Below are 18,097 nucleotides of genomic sequence, written 5' to 3'. Positions count from 1 at the left end.
GGCGATCGACGCCGACACCCACAAGGTCACCCCTATCCCCGGGTCCGGCCGGAATACAGCGGCGGCCGCGGTGGACCCCGGCAACGGCGCCGCCTGCCTCGCAGACTTCGTCGACAATGCGGTCTACGTGGTCAGACCCTGACCGATTACCTTGCAGCCACGGAACCCGCGATGAACAATGAGCCAGAACGACCATCCCCACCAAGATCGAACTAGTCTGAGCGTGTGGCGCAAATCACTGTCCAGCGGCGACCTGGCGGATATGCGGACCTTCTGCGCAAGTACCGCGTGTTCATCGACGGCAGCAAAGTGGGTCGCATCGGCCGTGGCGAGATCCTCACGGTCAGCGTGGACCCTGGCAGCCACGAGGTCCAACTCAAGCTCGACTGGGGGACGTCGCCGACCGTCACCGTCGACCTCGCAACCGATGAGACACGCCAGCTGTACTGCGAACCAGGCGCCAACGCCCTCACTGCGCTGTACTACGCAATGTTCAGGCGCCGGCACTACATCAAGCTCCGCCCCACATAACTCCGTCGCTCATCGGCAGTAGCGGACGTTGTGCACCGCAACGGGTTCCGGCCGCCGGCGCCCCGCATTGGCCGGTTCGGTCAGCGCGGTATGCGGCATTTCCGGATGGTTGTCCACCGGTCGTCCGATGGCATCGTCACCGTGTTTGCAGGCCGGTGTCGGCCACGAGTGGAACTGGCCTGCTCGAGGCCGAACTGATCAAACCCCGGCCCCATAGTGCACCGTCGATCAGGTCGAATTGGCCACTGCCGATTTGGTCGACTGGTTCAATCATCGACGGATCTACCAGCACTGCGCGATATGCCGCCCACTGAACCGGCTCCGGCGAAACGACTGATCCTCGGTCCACTCGACGCCGGTGTCGCCGCACCCTGGGTGACCGGCGACGAAGTCAACGGCGACGACCCGAAACTGCGCGCTGGGCTCGAATCCCACCGCACCGGTTATGTTTTCGCCGTTAGCTGCGACCAGCAGGAGCGCCGAACCGCGGCAAGGCGCGACGGTCCACATCCACGTGTCCGGTCATGCCGCTGACCGCGCTGACCGAACCGGCCAATGCGGGGCGTCGGCGGCCGGAACCTGTTGCGGTGCAAAACGTCCGCTACTGCCGACTACGCGATGTTGTCGTGCTCGTAACCGTGGCCGACCATCACAAGGAGACCGTGGATATCCGCGACGACCTCAAGCGGACCGGGGTCATCGTAACGATCGAAAGCCACGGTGACCGCGCGCAGCGCTGGTCCCTCGTTGAGCCAGATGACTAGTTCACGGTAGGTCGGTAACGCCCGGTTCCAGAAGGCGTTGCACGGGATCAGAAGTCCGCCTTTCTGTCGGCAGCCCCACGTGACGAACTCGTACAACCGGCGGACTGCGACATCGCAGTCGAGGTTGGCCCAGCGCGACAGCCGAGGTGTAATCGTGTCCTCGGCCAAACCCAGTGCGCACAACAGAGTGTCGACGCACTCGTGCGAGGGATCGCGGGTCAGCAGATCGTGCCAGAGTGCGTCGAAGACGGCAGCGATGGACTCGGCCTGCGGCCAGGATTGCCAACCCGCCCTGCGAAGTTTGTCGTAGAAGACTTCGATGTCGGGCATTCGACTGTCATCGCTGTGCAGCAGTTGCAGAATCCGTCCGGCCAAGTAGTGGAGATCAGCTTCGGACCCAACGGTGTTCAGCACACTGAAGGCGTAGTCGCCAAGTTCGATTCCGGTCAGCCGATGACGCGGGTGCGTCAGGACAGGGGCGAAGTCGTGCGCCTTCTTGCAGTAGGGGCAGCAGTCGATCGCCGCGGGTGGCCGAACTGAGCTGAAGGCTTCGCCGAGTGCCTCCAGCGCCAGCGCGAGCCCACGATCCGGTTGATCGGATTCGATCTCGAACGGCCCGCCGCGCGATCTACACGACAGTCGCCTCTCCGCCTCCATGCTGCACAGTATGCCGAGATCACCCACAGCAAGACCATTCAATTGTTCAGCGCTCCAAGACCTTCTCAGGAACGCACTCAATTGCCGCATGCCGCGCTGACCGAACCGGCCAGCGCGGGGCATCGGAAGATCAACTGGCCGTGCCGATCCGAGGCCGGCGGAGGGTCCGCACCTGCCGATTACATGGCATGTGACTGTGGGGCGGTGAGCAGTGATGCTTTGTCTGGTGCACACCGATGGCGCTCTATCGCGTCGATGCGGTTGGCATGGGCCCCATCGGCTTCCGACCGCTACGAGTCCGTGACATCTTGTTCTGATCGACTACTGGCGCGCGCCGATCAGAACAAGAATCTGGAGGACTACTTCTCCCCGGTTATCCCTGAACTGACGGCGGGCCGGTCGTCAATGGCATCGGTCCCGGGCGTCGTCGAGGTGGATGCTCGTGAAGACCTTCGCGGCAACATCAGTGCGGGCACGACCGCCACAGCGCCGATCGCGACTGCCCACCAATAGGTTTGGGTGAATGCGTGCGTCAGCGTGCGGGTGATTTCATCGGTTCGGACTCTTGTCGTGAACGCGTCCGCTCCGGGGGCTCGGTGTTCGATGTTGCGCTGGACCAGAACCAGCAATACTGCGACGCCGAACGAACTCGCCGCGCGGAGGCCGACGTTGGTAGCGGTTGTGGCCGAGGGGATTTCGGAGCGCTGCAACGTCTGATAGCTGGCACTCATCGCGGCCGGCATGATCATGCCGTGTCCTAGGCCGATCGCGAACAGCGCGGCCACGACCCAGGCGTTACTGGTGTCGGGGCCGATCTGGGTGAGGCCGAGGATGCCGAGCAACACCACGGGCAGTCCGGTGAGAATCAGCAGTCGTGGGGAGTGCTTGTCGATCAGTTTGCCGTTGATCAGTGTCGTCATCATCGCGCCCAGTCCCAGGGGCGCGACCATTGTTCCGGAGCGCAGCGGGCTGTCGGCGTTGACGGTCTGGAAATACAGCGGCAGCAGCGCCGTCAGCCCGGAGATAGTGCCGATGTAGGCGAATACCAGCACGTTGACGGCAGCGAAATTCCTGTCCCGTAGCAGCTGGACGTCGACCAGGGCCGCATCGCCCTTACGTCGGGCGTGCAGGACGTAGCAGGTGATCAACGCAACTCCGGTCAGCACGCTGGCGACGACACGGATATCGGTCGGGCTCGTCCCGCTGCCTGCCTGCGCGGTGCCGTACACCAGCGCACCCAAACCCGGTGACAGCAGCAGCAAACCGAGGAGGTCGAGCCTGCTGTCGCGGTCGCGGACTTCGTCACCGGGCAGCAGCCGGATCGCGGCGGCGACGGCCATCGCGCACAGGGGAACGTTGATGTAGAACATCCACCGCCACGACAGATGACCGAGGATCAGACCGCCGACGGTCGGGCCGAGCACCGGGGCGAGCATCGCGGGCACCGCGACCGCGCTCATCACGCGCCCCATCCGGGCGGGTCCGGCGGCGCGGGCGAGCATCGTCTGCCCGATCGGCAGGATCATGCCGGCACCGAAGCCTTGCAGCGCTCGGAATGCGATGAGGCTGCTGATGTTCCAGGCCATTCCGCACAGCACCGATCCGGTGATGAACAGCAGTAGCGAGCCGATCCACATCGTCTTCGGGCCGAACCGGACGATCGCCCATCCCGACAGCGGGATGCTCGCCGACAACGCCAGGGTGTATCCGGTCAGTACCCATTGGATCGCCGACAGTGACGTGTGGAATTGGGTGCCGAGGGTGTTCACGGCGACGCTGGTGATCGTGGTGTCCAGGATCGTCATGATCGCGCCGAGGACCACCACGATCACGAGTTTGCGCAGGGCCGGGTCGAAGTCGGTTGATGTCGTTCGAGGTTGTGTCATTGCAGGATTTCCTCTCAGCGTTATCGATACACTGTATCGATAACGATACGGTGTTCTGTCAAACGATACGGTGTCTCGGGTAGACTGCGGACCGTGGAGCTGCACGATTCCGGCGAAAACACCGTCTCCTCCGGCACCCCGATCTGGGCGCGTGAGACACCGCGGCGACGACCCGCGGTGACCAGAGACGACATCGTCGCCGCGGCAATGGAACTCGCGAATACGGAGGGTCTCGACGCGGTGTCCATGCGTCGGGTCGCCTCGCGACTGGGAGTCGGCCCGATGGCGCTCTATACGCACATCGACAGCAAGGACGACCTGTTCGACCTGCTCGCCGATGCGCTGGCCGGTGAGATCATCCTCGACGAGGACGAGCTGACCGCAGACTGGCGCGCGTCGATCACACGTGTGGCCCGAAGCGAGCGCGCCATGATCAAACGGCACCCCTGGGCCACAGACCTTGTCGGCAAGCGCACCACGATCGGACCCAACGCGCTGCTGCATATCGAACAATCACTCAAAGCGCTGGACGGACTGGGTATTTCACCGGCGCAGGCGACACAGATCGTGCAAGCGGTCGACCAGTACACCACCGGATTCGTCCTGCGCGAGACCCTCGCATCGTCGCCCGAGTCGTTCGGCCTCGACTCGCCCACTGGCGCCTACCTTCGCGACGCGGCGACCACGGCCGGCCACCAGCGGCTGGTGCAACTCCTCCAGCAAAACCCGTCCGAGCTTCCCGACCCCGACCAGAGCTTCGAACAAGGACTGAGCTGGCTGCTGGAAGGCATCGCGCGCGACATCACCGGTCCGTGACCCCCGAGGCGTCTCTGAAACGTTCGACCGCATAACGCCCTCTCGAAACATCCTCTTCTGCCGCATACCGCGCTGACCGAACCGGCCAGCGCGGGGGCGCGGAAGATCAACGGGCAGGGGCCATCTGAGCCCGCCGGCCGAACGTCGTCAGTGCACGGTAATGCCGATTCCGGTGTGTTCAGAGTTCGGTCATCGGTTGCGGAATCCGGCGCCGAGGGTCCGACGCTGACGCTGAGTAGGGGTGGGAAACGGGCAACGGGAGCTGACCGTGCTGATCGGAGCTTTCCCAGCAGCCGACCCGTGGAGAGACTAGCCTCGGCGACGTGAGTGGTGTCGGTGAGCAAAACTGGTATCCGACATCGAAGATCGGCTTCTTCACCGACATTGACCAGCGCGACGCCGATGCCAATTGCCGACCGTTCCAGAAGTCGAAGCACGACCTGACGCGGCTGGGACTATTGGTTGACGTCATGGTCCAGTTCTCGTTCGATCGGGGCCGGTCGATCGCCGCGTAGGCCGAAGCGGACGGCGACGAGTTCGCGAGGCTGGCCAACTGTCCAGGCATCGCACCACAGGTCGTGCGGGACGACTGCGCCGCAGGCGCGCACCGCAGCGATGGCGGATGCCGCCATCGCGGGTCCGACGGAGCCTTTGGGTGGGTAGTTCTGAATCCGTACCGTGCCGTCCTCGAGAGTGGACAGTCCGCAATTCGTCACGGAGAACCATCCGTGCGCGATGACGTCTGGGGCGTCTTCCAAGCCGATCGCCCAGCCGATTTCGATGATGTCCGGGAGCTGGCGGAGATCATCGGCGAGCGAGGTGAACAAAAGCTTCAGGTTGTAGTCGAGCTCTTCCCAGCTGTCGGCTTCCCACACGGGCTCCGCCAGGTTTCCGATGTAGGGCCGAAGTCTGCGCCCGACGTCAGGCTGCAGATGCCACCGTTCAGGAGCCACCGGCCAGAGCCCGTCATCGTAGAAGTCCGGCCAATCGGCAGCCCGATCTTCCAGGTAGTTCTGCGTAGGCTCTGTGGGCGACAGACTCACCCCGATCGCGTCTTGGTAGCCGTGGTTCCTTTCCCGGTGGTTGCGAGTCAGCCTTATCGTGGTGGCCTCGCCGATCCACGCGGCCGATAGTTCTACGCCTCCAGCGATCAGATCCGGAACGCCCAGCAACAACCGGCAAGCCGCGAACGCAGCCTGGTATGTGGCGTCGCCCGCAGGCCCCGACATCACCTGGCTCACCTCAAGTTCATAAAACTCGATATTGGTGTCGCCGCACAGGGTGAGGCACAGCCACAGGCCGTCCACAACCTCGAACGGGTTGTCGAGCTCGACAACCGTCTGTTCGAAGGGCAGCCCGAGCCTCGTCAGCACGGGCTCGATCGCGTCTTGTGACCATGCGCCGAACTCGGACTGCACGAGCCCGGAAACCAGCCGAACGAAGCGAGAACCCTCATCAGTCAACTGCTCTGCGGCATTGGCCCACCCATCAGAGTGTGTGCGTCGGCATTGCGCCCAGTGGTCCTGGGCGAGTGGGTTCGCCAGTATCAGATTGATGGTGGCGCCGCGTGAGACACCCACCACGAGATCCTCGAAGATCCAGCTCGGGCCATTGCGAGCGGAGATCCACTCTCCTGTCGGGTCACCCCACACATCGCGGAACGCGGTGACCACCTCGACGAACGTTGCCGCGCCGAGCGCCCCGCAACCACAACCGTCGGCAGTGACTGGGAGGACGACGGTGTCGAGCCGATCTTCCCGCAACTGGAACATCGCCACCGCATCCTCGACAGCGAGACCGGACTGCGCCCACCACAGGGTGTCATCGTGCCCGGAGGGCATCGGCTCGTCCCACCCCAGATGAGCGCATAAGTGTTCGACATCGCCCGCCGTCCACGTCCAGTCGAAGTCGACTGCCGCCCGCACGACCGCGACCGCACCATCAACATCCACTCCAGAACCATCTGACACGCAGCGACTCTAGCCACCACAGGTGACCAGCTACCGTCCACCGGTGGGGGCATCACCTCACGCTGCTTGTTACGCCCCGGCGACACCCTGATCATCTGGAAGATCGACCGGCTCGGCCGCAATCTGCGCGACTTGGTCGACATCGTCGCCGCCCTCGAAGCCCGCAGCGTGGAGGTGAAGTCACTGACCAATGGCATCGTCGACACCACCACCGCGCACGGCAAACTCGTGTTCGGCATGTTCGCCCTCACGGCCGAGTACGAAGCCGCGCTCATCAAGGAACGCACCCTCGCCGGCCTGGCCGCCGCCCGCTCGCGTGGCCGCGCCGGCGGCCGCAAACCCAAAGATGACCCCTGCCCTGATCGACAAGGCCCAGCGGATGTACGACTCACGCCAATTCACCATGGCCGAGATTGCCCAATCCTGTGGCGTCACCCATGACCATCTGCCGCAACATCCGCACCAACACCCACGCCGACCGCTAATCACCGCGAACAACCTCGCGTCGAATCTGCGACACCACAGCTGGACGCAGCGCAGTGTGCCCGGCGGCCCCTTTCTGGCGTATTCGGTAACCGCCTACCCCGAGTAGGGCCGAATGTTCGGGGGTCGCTTGGCGGGCTGAGGTCACTGTGTTTCTCGGCGTGAGCGGCGCCGTCGTTGCAGGCCGGGGTGTACTCCGGGAGGGAGGCCCGCGTGCGCGGCGATGCGATGAAGTAGCGGAAGGATCAAGGTTCGCTCGGTCTGCTCGAGTGGCGCGAGGATTTCCGATTCCAGTGCATCGGCCTCGGATTCGACCGCCTCGAGCACCTCACGCGCGTGATCGGTGAGGTGGACCGCATGCGCGCGACGGTCGACCGGGTGCGGGCGCCGGGTCACCAGTCCGCGCGCCTCCAGCTCGTCGACCAGTCCGACCATCGCGTTGCGATGGACCCGCAGCAGATCCGCGAGTTCCTGCTGACTGCGGCCATCCGCGACCGCCAGGTGGCCCAGGACCGCGAAGTGGGCCGGATCCAGATCCAACCGCGCCAGCTGCTCGGTCAACCGGTACGACACGTGATAACCGATCTGAGACAACAAGAATGCTGCGCGCGAGTCCAGCGGCCGTTTCACCATGCCCTCACACTAGCAACCCAACATGACTGCCACATAACAGTATTGACATCTAAGAAGATTGTCTTTTAACGTGACAATATGACCTTTTCAACCACACCCGCCGCCCCTTCCACTCCGGCCGTCCCTGCCACAGACGCCCCGGTCACAGTGATCAACACGATGTCGGTACCCGCGGCACAGCGGGACCTGTTCCTGCAGCGCTGGCGCGATAGCGCCCAGTACATGGCGGCCGCGCCCGGCTTCCGCCGAACCCGGATGTTCCAGGCAGCCGGCGAGGCGGCCGAGGCAGTGTTTGTCAACGTCGGGGACTGGGACAGCGGCACCGCCCTGCGCAACGCCCTCGGCACTCCCAAATGGCGTGAGCTGACTCTGCGGATCCAGAACGATCTCGACCTCACCGCACGACCGATGATCTACCACCTCACCCTCGAACTGGCGCCCGGCGACGTGCTGCCCCAGTGACCGCCGATCGGTAAATCGAAGATTCAACGCCCGGCCGACTCGCACGAGAGCGCGGCCGGGCCGGCATTACCCCTCGGCAGGCCAGATGCCTTGCCGGACAACAGCTCACCGTCTCGACATCACCGGAGAACAACCATGTCGCGCAAGAACCTCAACACCGTCCTGGCCACCGCCGTCGTCCTGTTCACCTTCTACCTCGCGATCTCCTTCCTCGCGACCCCCGCGACATCCGCCCCGGGCTTCGGCCTGCCACACTGGCCCGCCGGCGACGGCGGCGGCTTCCTCATCGTGAAGGGCAGCCGCGAACTCGCGATGGGCCTGGGCATGGGCGCCCTGCTGGTGGCCGGCCACCGCCGCGCCCTGGGCTGGGTCCTGCTGACCGTGGCCGTCGCCCCGTTCGGCGACATGATCAACGTCCTGGCCCACCACGGATCCACGGCCACCGCATTCGGCGTCCACGGCTTGACCTCCGCGCTGATCGCGGTCACGGGCCTGCTGATCCTGCGCGAAACCAGCAACGCGTCCAAGACCCACAGCGCCGCCGCCCCAACGCCCGTCGCACAGCCCGCCTGACCTCTGCACACCCCGAACGACCGCACCACATTGCACGAACGAGGACTCGATGAAACAGCTCTACTGGGCCGCCGTCGGCTACACCGCACTGGGACTGCCGTCGGGCCTGTTCTACCGCGAACTCACCAAAGCCCGCCAGTTCACCGGCAAGACCGAACTCGCCGTGGTCCACACTCACCTGCTGGCATTAGGGACGCTGTTCTTCCTGATCGTCCTGATGCTCGAACACCAACTCACACTGTCGAGCACCCGCGCCTATCGCTGGTTCTTCACCGTCTACAACACCGCAGTCCTCTGGACGGTGGCGTGCATGACCATCATCGGTGCCCGGACCGTACTCGGACACGGAGAATCCACGCCACTGTCGGAGCTGGCCGGCATCGGACACGTCCTGCTGACGATCGGATTCGTGCTGTTCTTCCTCACTGTGCACCAGGCCATCACCGCCCACCGCAAGGAACCGGTTCCCGTCTAACCACCGGTCACACAACCATTCTCGAACAGGAACAGGAACCAGATCATGAGGACCTATCAGCTCCGGATATACACACTATCGACGGCAGCTGCGCTGGAACAGTATCGGAACATCCACTATCCCCGACATCTCACGAACTTCCCGAAATTCGGCATCGGCCTACACGGTCTATGGACCGACAGCTCCGATGTGCCGAGACTGTATGCATTGCTGTCGTTCCCCGCGGACGCCGACCCGGCCGACATCACCGAGCAGTATCTGGCCAGCCCCGAACTTCACTCCGACATGGAGGGTTTCGACACAACCACCATCATCGAGGTGACCGCCACCCAACTCACGCCAGCTCCCGGATCACCACTGCTGTAGGCGCGCTGCTATCAGGAAGCCGCCACCGCCGTTCTCACGCTGCCCCGGGAGCAGAAGGCCGGCTGAGGGCTGCGTCAACCTAAAGATCAAGATAGTCAGGCGTCAGCCGTTCGGCCGCGCCGAGCCTGATCTTCTCCGGAAGCGAATCCTGCTGAGCGACTTGACAACCGCGAAATCCTGGTAGCGGGGTCGGAGATAGCTTTTCGGTCGGCCGCGGCACTGGTGCGAAAAGTCTGCCGGCCGCGGCGGTCGGGGCTCGGTAGCAAGCCCGTGGGCTGTGCGTCAGCACACTGGCGGCAGGTACACAACATCGGCATCGCCACAGTGACACGTGCAACCAGGCCGCCACCGGCTTGGGGACTGATTCTGGTGGATCGAAGTACGCGCTCATGCCGCACAGCGCGCGGTTCGAAACGGCCACAGCTGGATGTCGAGCGGGGCGCTGTGACCCCGTCGGGATATCAGAACAGTGTGTCGCGCATTCGTAGGGGCCGATAGCCGGTCGGCCCGAGCTGCGCCAATTCGGCGTCGATGTCGACCTCGATGGCGCCGAAGAAGTTGATGTTCTCCGAGTGGGCCGGGGACACGTGGGCGAGCACCTCGTTGTCCACCCGGCGCCCCTCGCGGCGCATCTGTTCCACCGCGAGACCGAAATACTCTGTCGTCCAAGCGATCACAGCGTTGGTCGCCAGGGTCAGGCACCACATTTGCTCGGACTGGTCCTCGAGATGGCGGGACCGGATCATGCCCTCGTGAGCGTAGAGCAGGCCGCGTTTGAGCGCGTGCACCGACTCGCCACGGTTCAGCTGACGAGCGATCTTGCGCCTGTAATCGGGATCAGACAAATATCGGGCGGCGTAGATTGTACGGCGAAGTGCCCCATACTCTTTCAATGCCGCGGCGAGGGAGTGCCGGTCTGCCGGGCCACGATGTCGATCGCCCCGCCCTTGCGAACCACGGCCTGGTACCCCGGGCCGCCGGCCCCGCGCAACGCCTCCAGTAACTCCTCGCCCGGCGGGGCGCGCCCTCGGCACGACTCGGGACGATCACGGCGTCAGCGCCGGCCAGCGCCTCCAACGGCGAGGTGATCGCGCTGCTGGTGATCGCTACGGTCGCCGGGAACACGGCGCTGTGACTCCTGCTCGGCACCGGCGGGTGGGCTCCATGAGTGACACCGGACCGGATCGCGGGCGAAGCACCCCACCGGAGCCGGCTGTCACACCGCCGGTGGTCCGGCCAATCAACCTGCACGACCTGCGCCGGGTCGGGGTCGGGTCACCCACGGAACTCACCGCACGAGCCTGGCCCAACAGTGCCAGCACGGTAGCTCTGTGGCGTATGGACATTCCGGTCATCTTCAGCCGGTAGCTGCAACTTCTCCGGCGGACATGGAATACGTCCGCCGGAGGCCCGGTCATCGATTCTCAAGCGGTGGCGGCCGGTTCGGGCGGTGCCGGTGTGAAGCAGCGGCCGTCTCGCCGCCGTCGGCCGACAGGGTCGCGCCGTAGAAAATGCGTGATCCGTAGTTTCGTCACGCCGACACCGTTCCGCAGAAGCCAGTTTGCCACGCCATGTATTTCGTGCTCGGCCAAGTGAATCGGCCACGGGAGGACGACAATACGAAGTGCCCACCTGTCCGCCTCTCTCGGACAGGTGGGCACCCGTATCACATCGACCGGTCACGCCGCGGCCACGCCGCCCACACGATCACGGTCACCGGCAGGCCCACAACCACGGCCCAGCCGATCACGTCCCAGTTCACGCAGACCGGCTGAACTCCCCGGCGCGTACGCCGTCGCAGAACGCCTGCCACTCGCCGGGGGTGTAGAGGATCGCGCCGCCGCTCGGGGCGCTGGAGTGACGGACCGCGATACGGCCGTCGTCGAGTTCGCCGACCTCGACGCAGTTGCCGGACGGATTGGACGCGGTGGCCTTGCGGAACGGCACGCGCAGCGCCAGCGCTGCCGCGTTGGGGGCGAAGGTGTCGGTCATTTCGGGTTCTCCCTGTCTGTTCCGGCGGTGCGGACACCGCCATCGGTTCACCGGTCCCTATTGGGCCGGTGGTCTGGGACGGTCACTGCGCCCATGGCCGGGTTCCACCGCGCGAACGACAACCGCGGCAACACGGTCTCCACATCGGCCACAGACAGAAGCACGTTCAGCATCAGCGGGTCGAGATGGTCTGGGCTGGGCACGATCAGCGCATGAGCGTCGGCAGAGCGCACGACGTCAACGAGCGGGACCAGTGAGACCTCGGATGCCATCTCGACCACATATCCGAGATGGCGTGCGAGACGGCGCATTTGAGCCCTGTCCCATTCCGGTGCGGTGCTCACTTCGGTGTCGAGCCATCCCAGCGCGGTCGGTTTCGCTCGCATCGGTCGCCCCCTGCTCGGTTGGTGACGCACCCACCACCGGGGACCGAGGCACTAGGTCCACCCGGCGGCGGGGCGTAGGTCCAACCGTCGCGCACGGGGAATCCCAATTGAAGGTCTTCGCAGGTCACGCAGGGCTACCCTCAGGCCACGCAGGGCTATGGGGTCTGGACGCGGCTTGCTCGAGCAAGTAAGGATCTGGTATGGGCTGGACCGGTTCCGACACGGTGAGACTTCGTGACGCGCTGGAGCTGTCACGGCAGCAGTTCGCCGACCGACTCGGCGTCAGCCTCGGCGTGGTCAAGAAATGGGCGAGCCGCGGTGAAACCATCGTTCTGGACGAGTTTCATGCCGGACTGATGGACACCGCACTCACTCGTGCCACACCGGTGCAGCGCAGTCGCTATCTCGCTGTACGGCAGCAAGTTGTGGCCCTCGCGCCCGGCGCGGTAGAGGTGCTCGCGCCCCAATTCGATTGGGGTGCAGACCCGACCGTGCTGGCTGCGAACTTGACCAGGAGGGATTTACTCGTGGACCGGCGCACCGTTGGCCAGGCGATCGCGAGCATGATCGTCGGCGTCTCACTGCTGGAACCTCTCGAGCGGTGGCTGATGCGGGACCAGGCTTTACCGGCACCGCTGGTTGCCGGGGCGGGCACCGAGGAGATCGGGCAGCTCGAGAACGTCGCTCAAGCATTCCACGAATGGGACGACGCGCACGGCGGTGGTCTTCGGCGTATGGCCGTCGTCGGCCAACTCCGTGAGGTGAGTGACCTTCTGCAGGACCGCCAACCGGCCACTATCGAGCGTCGTTTGCTACGGGTGCAAGCGCTGCTCGCTGAGACCGCGGCAACGATGTCGTGGGATTCGCGGCGGCCCGGTGACCAGGAAACCGCCCAGGGCTACTACCTGCTTGCGGTCCGCGCCGCAAAGCAGGCCGGCGACCCCGCCCTCTGCGCTAACGCGATGGCGGGCATTGCGCGGCAACTGCTCAGCCTTGACCACTACGGCACCGTCACCGAACGCGCCCAGCTGCAACACGACCGGGCGACCGATGCACTTGAGATCGTGCGTTTGGCACAGGACCGGTTGTCCGACCGGGTGACACCGACCGTGCGTGCCTTGCTGGCGACACGTGAGGCGTGGGCCTATGCGAAACTCGGCCGCCCCGAGGCGTTCCGGCGCGCCTGCGAGAAGGCCGAGGATGCCTACGCCGATGCGGCCCCGGCCGACGATCCTTACTGGGTCCAGTACTTCGATGCTGCGGAACTGACCGGCACCATCGGCGGTCGACTGCTCGAGATCGCTCGCAACGACACCGACTTCGCTGGTGAGGCCGCCGAGACGATCACCTCGGCGATCGCACTTCGCCGTCCTGACCGTCGTCGAAGCTCGGCTCTAGATCACCTCGGTGTGCTGGAGGCTCGATTGATCGAAGGGGAGATCGAGGAAGCGTGCCGCCTCGGTCACGCGGCGGTCGACGCGGCCGGGCAAACTGCCTCGGATCGGGTGCGCCGCAAGCTCACTCGCATATACGACCGGACCGGGCAACTGGCATCCATCAGGGATGTGACTACGCTGCGGGACAGGATGCGCCCGTTGGTGGGTGCCGCGACATAGGGAGTGCCGATGCGAATCGGGGTCACCGGCCACATGAACATCACGCCGGAGACGGCCGATTTGGTGCGCGCCGAAATCCTCCGGCTGTTGGCTGGCCAGGACGCCGCCGATCTCGTCGGTGTGAGCTGCATAGCGCGCGGGGCAGACACCGTGTTCGCGCAAGCTGTCCTCGATGCCGGCGGACGCCTCGAGGTAGTGATCCCATCGCGTGACTACCGTGAGCGCAAGGTCAAGCCGGACCACGCCCAAGCCTTCGACGAACTCGTTTCGCGGGCAACAGTGGTCAAGGTGTTGGACTTCGACACCGCTGGCGCCGACGCCTACGAGGCGGCGAACAATGTCATCGTCGGCTGCGACCGCCTGATAGCCGTATGGGACGGCGAAGGCGGCGAACGTGCCGGTACCGGGAGCGTGGTTGCAATCGCGCGTGACCGCGGGGTTCCGCTCTCGGTGGTATGGCCCGCCGGAGCAGAGCGGCAATAACTGCCCTGCCTCGGGGGCACTCGGGCGCACTTGCACATTGGACAGCGCTCCACGTAGTTCGCCGACAGGCGCACCACTGGCGACGCTGTGACAGTTTTGAGCTTCTGCCTCCACCAATTACGATCCCTGCAGCCCGAACCGGCAGCGCCGGCCATCACCGCTGGTCAAGCCATTGTCGTTGTTTTTCGCACAATTACTACCGGAACCCCGAAAAGCGGTCACAACTCCCGAAAACGATCTTGTTTCGAAATTCATCGGAGTTGTCGACCTGCTCGGGCTACCGAGGGTCGGGATCGAGGTCCAGCTGCAGCTGGGGCGGGGGAGCGGTTCGCGGATTGCGCCAGTGGCGCCGCCGGACCTGTTCTGCCGGTTCGGGTGCCGGCGGTGGGGGAGTGGTCGGGTGTGGGCCCAGTAGGTCGGCCAGTGTCTCGGAGTCGAGCTCGGAGCCGGGTCCGCGTTGACGGGCAGTGTTGCGCAGGATGCGGGGTGAAATGACCAGGCCCTCCTGGGCGCCGATGTTTCGGACGACGAAATGCAGGCCGCGGCCGGTGAGAGCGGTGGGTTGGTCGTTGAGGTTCAGGAACAGCGCCGATACCTGTCGTCCTGCGAGCAGCTCGCGGCGCCGCTGTAGCCAGCGCCGCTGTACCGCGACCGTCCCCGGCCGCAGCGGCCGCCAATCGGGCTCGCCGTCGGAACGTCGGAAGCAGAGATGCCCGGTGTTGCGTCTCGGATCCAAGCGTAGGTCCGCCGGAACAAGCGCAACCAGCTGATCGACGGTCGGCCCGAGATCGAGAATTAGTGCCGCCAAAGCGATATCGCGTTCACCACGGCTGGCCGCGCTGCGCAGCACCGCGCTGTACTGCTGCCGGTCGAGGACCTCCAGCGGACGCTCCCCGGGGTCGGGCCGCGGCAGGCGCAGTCGGGTGGTGAAGCCCAGCCAGTAATAGAACAGATCCAGTGCCCGGAGCATCCCGCTCACCGTCGACTCGGCGAGCCCGTGCTCGACCAGCTCAGCATCACGGTACTGTCGAACGGCGCGTCGGCGACCGTCGTCATCGGCGAAGGCCTCGGGGTGGGTGACGCAGTCGGTCTGTATCTCGAATGCGTTGTCGCTGAGCCAGTACAGGAAACCCCGTACGTGACGGTAATAGGTATGGCGCGTGCCTTCCGACAGCGGGCGGTCGATGATGTAGCCGCGTAGCAGGTCCTGCGAAAACCGCTTCAGCGCTTCGTCATTGGCGTCCGGGCCGCGCTCGCACAGGACGACCCGGGTAATGGCACCACTGCTCGTCACGACGACCGGGCTCCTCTCCTTGCGAGTGGTGATTTCAGGATGACAGGGCACACCGACAAATCGGCACCACCCCAAAGATTCTTACAGCAGTAGTATTCATGCTGCTGTAAAAGTCATGCAGCTGCTGTCCTTTCGAGCGCCAGGACCGGCTGCGTTGCGATCCGGGTGCCTCCGATGCGCCAGGCCGGGTCACACATTCCTCGGTAGATCGTCATTGGTGCGTTCTCGAGCAGGTGCCCGTCGTAGGGGTCGGGGACGCCGGTAAGGACCCGGTCACAGGCGTTGGCGATGCGTTCGCGCTGTTCCAGCCACAGCAGCCAGGCACGGAGATCGGCAGGTCCGAGACCCCGCAGCAGCGTGCGGCGCGCAGCCCGCCGCACCTGCTGCTCGGCAGGGGTCATCTCGCGGAACCACTTGCGCTGAGCCCACATCGAGCGCAGCAGCTTCGCCGGGCGCGTCTGGCTGGTGGCCAGGCGCTCTCCCGGGCCGAGTTGGGCCAGCGCGTCGTGCAGCAGCGCCCACACCTTGCGTTCGTAGCGGTGGCGGCGGTCTTGTTTGGCGGCGTTGCAGCGGCCGTGCGGAGCCGTCGGGGAGGGGGTGCTACAGCTAGTGGGGGACTTTTCTGAACGGGCCCGCCCGATCTCGGTTTCGACGATCGGGGTCACCGCGAAGGTGTCGCAGCTCTTGGCTCCGCCGCCGTACCGCCGCGCGAAGACCAATAGGCCTGCCTCGATGGCGGCGTCACGGGCGCGGCGCACGGTCTTGTCGTCCATCCTGGTGGCCCGGGCCAGATCCCGGATGCTGATCGACCCGTCTCGGGTGACCAGGATCGGCGCCAGGTGGTAGAGAACGGTCTTGATGCCCTGCATACGATCTCGGCGCATCCTCGTGCCGGCCAGCACGAGGTCGGCGGCGGCGTCCAGGCCGCGCCGCATCTGCGCGATCCGGTCCTCGATCTCCGGGTCCGGTGGCACCGGTAGATCATCGATGCGCCGACGACGCGGGCGATCCTGCTCGGCCTCCTGCAGCGCCTTGCGCCACAGCGGCTTCCACCATCGGAATGTGATCCGCGCGAAGCGGGCGGGGCAGGCCTCGTGTGCGGCCTGCCAGGCTTCGGCCTCGGTCAGGCCGTTCTCGGCGGCAGCGATGGTGACCGCGGGCAGCCAGATGTAGCGCCGCCACCATCGTTCGCTGCGTTGGGATTTCGCGCCCGGGCCGTTGATCAGTTTCCACGCCTGCGCCCCGGTGTAGCCCGCGCGGGCCATCGCGCACGAGCGCCCGTACTCGGCCGCCGAGCGGCTCGAGTCCCCGCCCCGATTGCGCGTCTTCCGGACGCTCGCGCGGACAACGGACTTCGCACGGGGGCGCCGGGGCACCGCGGCCGCGGCCATGGCAGGTGTCAGGGTGCAGCTCACCACCGGACTCGGCAGGCCGCGCCGATGCGGCGCGGTCAGTGTCCGGATCACCTGGCCGGTGCGGTCGTCGACGGTGATGCGCAGTTTCTTGCTCAGCCTCACGCACATCCGCGCCCACGCCGCAGCCTGTAGCGGTGTCCGGGCGGCCGCATACACATGCCATCCGCCCGGTCGCCCGGAACGGCGCGCGACGTACTGCAGTTGATGTTCGACGCACCAGGCGACCAGCGCCTCGGCACACACATCACCCAGCACCGCCTGGTCCGGGTCGGGGTCGATATCCGCACCCAGCATCCCCGGATTCAGGTGGCCGGCCAGCGTGCATGCCCGGCCCGCCGCGACCTCGTCCTGGGCGTCGGCCAGTGCCTTGACCCATCGGATCTTCTGGTTCTCGGCATCGATCAGCAGCCACTTACCGGAGTACATCGCCTCGTCGAGTGAGGCCAGGAACTCCGTCGTGGCGGCGTCATAGGCACCGACCGTGTTTTGCGCGTGCTGCTCCGCGCTCTCGCGCGCACATGCGCTGAGCAGCGTTATCCCATGCGCCAGCGACACGGACGGCGTGTCGTTCGCGGCAGAGGTGGAATCGATATGAGGGCGTGCGCTACCCTCGGACCTGCATCCCAATGCAGCCTCCGCGGTAGACGGTGGCACCGGGGCGACAAGTTGCTGCTTGTCCCCGCTCTACAGGCCTCGGCTCGGAGTGTTGTTGCACTCCCGCCGATTGCCCTTCCCGACTAGCTCTCCCCGCCAGGGGAGAGGTTCGTTCTGGAGCAGGTCCTCGATGCCGCTATGGAGTTAGCCCGTAGTTGTTAGCGCTGGTGATCTCGTTGTTGTCCTCCCAGGCGGTGTCGTGGGCTCGTCGTTGCTGAGAAGATCGGTATGCCTCCTGTTGTCGTGGACATCGGATGGGCTCGAGGCGTGAGGGCATTCGGATCGGGGGCGAGCGCAACGCAGCGACCGCGCGCCGATCTGCAGCGCGCACGCGCAACCTGAAATCACCGGATCGCTGGAGTTCCATTGTCCAGCAATGAAACTCACCTGCAGTTAGTGCAGCGCCGGTGTGGCCAGGAGGCGATGTCGAGGCTGCGCTGATCGCAATGAGTGGCGATCAGCGCTGCGAATCCGCGCTCCTGCGCAGCACTTACCGAACAGTCTTCGGATGCGTGTTCGGCGCCAACGGATCCAGCTCGCACAGGTACTCACGTCCCACAGACTGACCGCATCTTGCGCAGCACTGCGGGAACGGATGGGTCGAGCCGGAGAATCTCGAGGATGCCGATGAGCGGTAGCGG

The 18,097-nt window shown here is 65.3% G+C and carries 18 protein-coding genes and 1 pseudogene; 10 read left to right on the top strand and 9 right to left on the bottom strand.

The genetic code is table 11. The features are described 5' to 3' along the window. Window positions 1-225 precede the first annotated feature (225 nt). On the top strand, window positions 226-531 hold the full coding sequence (locus ABZ909_RS38150) for a hypothetical protein (protein ID WP_357010182.1): 306 nt from the start codon (window positions 226-228) through the stop codon (window positions 529-531). Window positions 532-1,142: 611 nt separating this feature from the next. Here ABZ909_RS38150 and ABZ909_RS38145 read toward each other — a convergent pair. Beyond that, complete coding sequence (locus ABZ909_RS38145) at window positions 1,143-1,952, bottom strand: hypothetical protein (protein ID WP_357010180.1); 810 nt, start codon at window positions 1,950-1,952, stop codon at window positions 1,143-1,145. A 359-nt stretch (window positions 1,953-2,311) separates the two neighbouring features. Then, window positions 2,312-3,838, bottom strand: a complete 1,527-nt coding sequence (locus ABZ909_RS38140) for an MDR family MFS transporter (RefSeq protein ID WP_357010177.1) — start codon at window positions 3,836-3,838, stop codon at window positions 2,312-2,314. A 93-nt stretch (window positions 3,839-3,931) separates the two neighbouring features. On the opposite strand from ABZ909_RS38140, the gene ABZ909_RS38135 reads away from it, so the two are divergent. Continuing rightward, complete coding sequence (locus tag ABZ909_RS38135) at window positions 3,932-4,654, top strand: TetR/AcrR family transcriptional regulator (protein ID WP_357010175.1); 723 nt, start codon at window positions 3,932-3,934, stop codon at window positions 4,652-4,654. A 323-nt stretch (window positions 4,655-4,977) separates the two neighbouring features. Next, entirely contained in the window at window positions 4,978-5,169 is a 192-nt protein-coding gene (locus ABZ909_RS38130) for a hypothetical protein (RefSeq protein ID WP_357010172.1), read from the top strand. Here the strand turns inward: ABZ909_RS38130 and ABZ909_RS38125 are convergent. Continuing rightward, window positions 5,110-6,606: a DUF6301 family protein gene (locus ABZ909_RS38125; protein ID WP_357010169.1), complete on the bottom strand. Its 1,497-nt coding sequence runs from the start codon at window positions 6,604-6,606 to the stop codon at window positions 5,110-5,112. The genes ABZ909_RS38130 and ABZ909_RS38125 overlap by 60 nt on opposite strands. A gap of 84 nt (window positions 6,607-6,690) precedes the next feature. On the opposite strand from ABZ909_RS38125, the gene ABZ909_RS38120 reads away from it, so the two are divergent. Further along, window positions 6,691-7,065, top strand: coding sequence for a recombinase family protein (locus ABZ909_RS38120; RefSeq protein ID WP_357010166.1), 375 nt, complete (start codon window positions 6,691-6,693; stop codon window positions 7,063-7,065). A 186-nt stretch (window positions 7,066-7,251) separates the two neighbouring features. On the opposite strand, the gene ABZ909_RS38115 is transcribed toward ABZ909_RS38120, so the two are convergent. After that, complete coding sequence (locus ABZ909_RS38115) at window positions 7,252-7,740, bottom strand: MarR family transcriptional regulator (RefSeq protein WP_357010163.1); 489 nt, start codon at window positions 7,738-7,740, stop codon at window positions 7,252-7,254. Window positions 7,741-7,818: 78 nt separating this feature from the next. On the opposite strand from ABZ909_RS38115, the gene ABZ909_RS38110 reads away from it, so the two are divergent. The 4 genes from ABZ909_RS38110 to ABZ909_RS38095 all read left to right on the top strand — a co-directional run bounded on the left by ABZ909_RS38110 (window position 7,819) and on the right by ABZ909_RS38095 (window position 9,616). After that, window positions 7,819-8,202, top strand: coding sequence for an antibiotic biosynthesis monooxygenase family protein (locus ABZ909_RS38110; RefSeq protein ID WP_357010161.1), 384 nt, complete (start codon window positions 7,819-7,821; stop codon window positions 8,200-8,202). Between the two features lie 135 nt (window positions 8,203-8,337). After that, a complete protein-coding gene (locus tag ABZ909_RS38105) occupies window positions 8,338-8,775 on the top strand; it encodes a DUF4267 domain-containing protein (RefSeq protein WP_357010159.1) in 438 nt (145 codons plus the stop codon). A 49-nt stretch (window positions 8,776-8,824) separates the two neighbouring features. Beyond that, complete coding sequence (locus tag ABZ909_RS38100; RefSeq protein WP_357010156.1) at window positions 8,825-9,250, top strand: DUF2871 domain-containing protein; 426 nt, start codon at window positions 8,825-8,827, stop codon at window positions 9,248-9,250. Between the two features lie 189 nt (window positions 9,251-9,439). Further along, entirely contained in the window at window positions 9,440-9,616 is a 177-nt protein-coding gene (locus ABZ909_RS38095) for a hypothetical protein (protein ID WP_357010153.1), read from the top strand. A 461-nt stretch (window positions 9,617-10,077) separates the two neighbouring features. Here the strand turns inward: ABZ909_RS38095 and ABZ909_RS38090 are convergent. From ABZ909_RS38090 to ABZ909_RS38080, 3 genes and pseudogenes are all read right to left on the bottom strand, one after another. After that, a pseudogene (locus tag ABZ909_RS38090) lies at window positions 10,078-10,530 on the bottom strand (Tn3 family transposase); the annotation flags it as partial. A gap of 844 nt (window positions 10,531-11,374) precedes the next feature. After that, window positions 11,375-11,608, bottom strand: a complete 234-nt coding sequence (locus ABZ909_RS38085; protein WP_357010150.1) for a DUF397 domain-containing protein — start codon at window positions 11,606-11,608, stop codon at window positions 11,375-11,377. A gap of 47 nt (window positions 11,609-11,655) precedes the next feature. Beyond that, on the bottom strand, window positions 11,656-11,994 hold the full coding sequence (locus tag ABZ909_RS38080; RefSeq protein WP_357010147.1) for a hypothetical protein: 339 nt from the start codon (window positions 11,992-11,994) through the stop codon (window positions 11,656-11,658). A 200-nt stretch (window positions 11,995-12,194) separates the two neighbouring features. Between ABZ909_RS38080 and ABZ909_RS38075 the strand changes: the two genes are divergently transcribed. Further along, entirely contained in the window at window positions 12,195-13,610 is a 1,416-nt protein-coding gene (locus tag ABZ909_RS38075) for a hypothetical protein (protein ID WP_357010144.1), read from the top strand. A gap of 9 nt (window positions 13,611-13,619) precedes the next feature. Continuing rightward, window positions 13,620-14,093 (top strand): hypothetical protein, encoded by a 474-nt coding sequence (locus ABZ909_RS38070; protein WP_357010141.1) that lies wholly within the window; start codon window positions 13,620-13,622, stop codon window positions 14,091-14,093. Window positions 14,094-14,370: 277 nt separating this feature from the next. Here the strand turns inward: ABZ909_RS38070 and ABZ909_RS38065 are convergent, their stop codons facing one another. Together ABZ909_RS38065 and ABZ909_RS38060 are read right to left on the bottom strand one after the other, a co-directional pair. Continuing rightward, window positions 14,371-15,387 carry a hypothetical protein gene (locus tag ABZ909_RS38065; RefSeq protein WP_357010138.1) on the bottom strand — a complete coding sequence of 339 codons (1,017 nt, stop codon included), beginning with the start codon at window positions 15,385-15,387 and terminating at the stop codon, window positions 14,371-14,373. A 113-nt stretch (window positions 15,388-15,500) separates the two neighbouring features. Beyond that, the gene (locus tag ABZ909_RS38060; protein ID WP_357010135.1) at window positions 15,501-17,357 is read right to left on the bottom strand and encodes a hypothetical protein; all 1,857 of its coding nucleotides are present in this window, start codon (window positions 17,355-17,357) and stop codon (window positions 15,501-15,503) included. Between the last annotated feature and the right edge of the window lie 740 nt (window positions 17,358-18,097).

This window comes from Nocardia sp. NPDC046763 (assembly GCF_040645495.1).
Lineage (GTDB): Bacteria > Actinomycetota > Actinomycetes > Mycobacteriales > Mycobacteriaceae > Nocardia.
The sequence above is the reverse complement of the archived record's forward strand: the minus strand, read 5'-3'. Positions and strand labels throughout refer to the sequence as shown.

What these genes read in the sequence shown, in the direction of transcription:
- ABZ909_RS38105 (WP_357010159.1), top strand. Translation starts at nt 8,338, where the DNA reads ATGTCGCGCAAGAACCTCAACACCGTCCTGGCCACCGCCGTCGTCCTG.
- ABZ909_RS38085 (WP_357010150.1), bottom strand. Translation starts at nt 11,608, where the DNA reads ATGACCGACACCTTCGCCCCCAACGCGGCAGCGCTGGCGCTGCGCGTG.
- ABZ909_RS38110 (WP_357010161.1), top strand. Translation starts at nt 7,819, where the DNA reads ATGACCTTTTCAACCACACCCGCCGCCCCTTCCACTCCGGCCGTCCCT.
- ABZ909_RS38075 (WP_357010144.1), top strand. Translation starts at nt 12,195, where the DNA reads ATGGGCTGGACCGGTTCCGACACGGTGAGACTTCGTGACGCGCTGGAG.
- ABZ909_RS38140 (WP_357010177.1), bottom strand. Translation starts at nt 3,838, where the DNA reads ATGACACAACCTCGAACGACATCAACCGACTTCGACCCGGCCCTGCGC.
- ABZ909_RS38100 (WP_357010156.1), top strand. Translation starts at nt 8,825, where the DNA reads ATGAAACAGCTCTACTGGGCCGCCGTCGGCTACACCGCACTGGGACTG.
- ABZ909_RS38115 (WP_357010163.1), bottom strand. Translation starts at nt 7,740, where the DNA reads ATGGTGAAACGGCCGCTGGACTCGCGCGCAGCATTCTTGTTGTCTCAG.
- ABZ909_RS38080 (WP_357010147.1), bottom strand. Translation starts at nt 11,994, where the DNA reads ATGCGAGCGAAACCGACCGCGCTGGGATGGCTCGACACCGAAGTGAGC.
- ABZ909_RS38070 (WP_357010141.1), top strand. Translation starts at nt 13,620, where the DNA reads ATGCGAATCGGGGTCACCGGCCACATGAACATCACGCCGGAGACGGCC.
- ABZ909_RS38145 (WP_357010180.1), bottom strand. Translation starts at nt 1,952, where the DNA reads ATGGAGGCGGAGAGGCGACTGTCGTGTAGATCGCGCGGCGGGCCGTTC.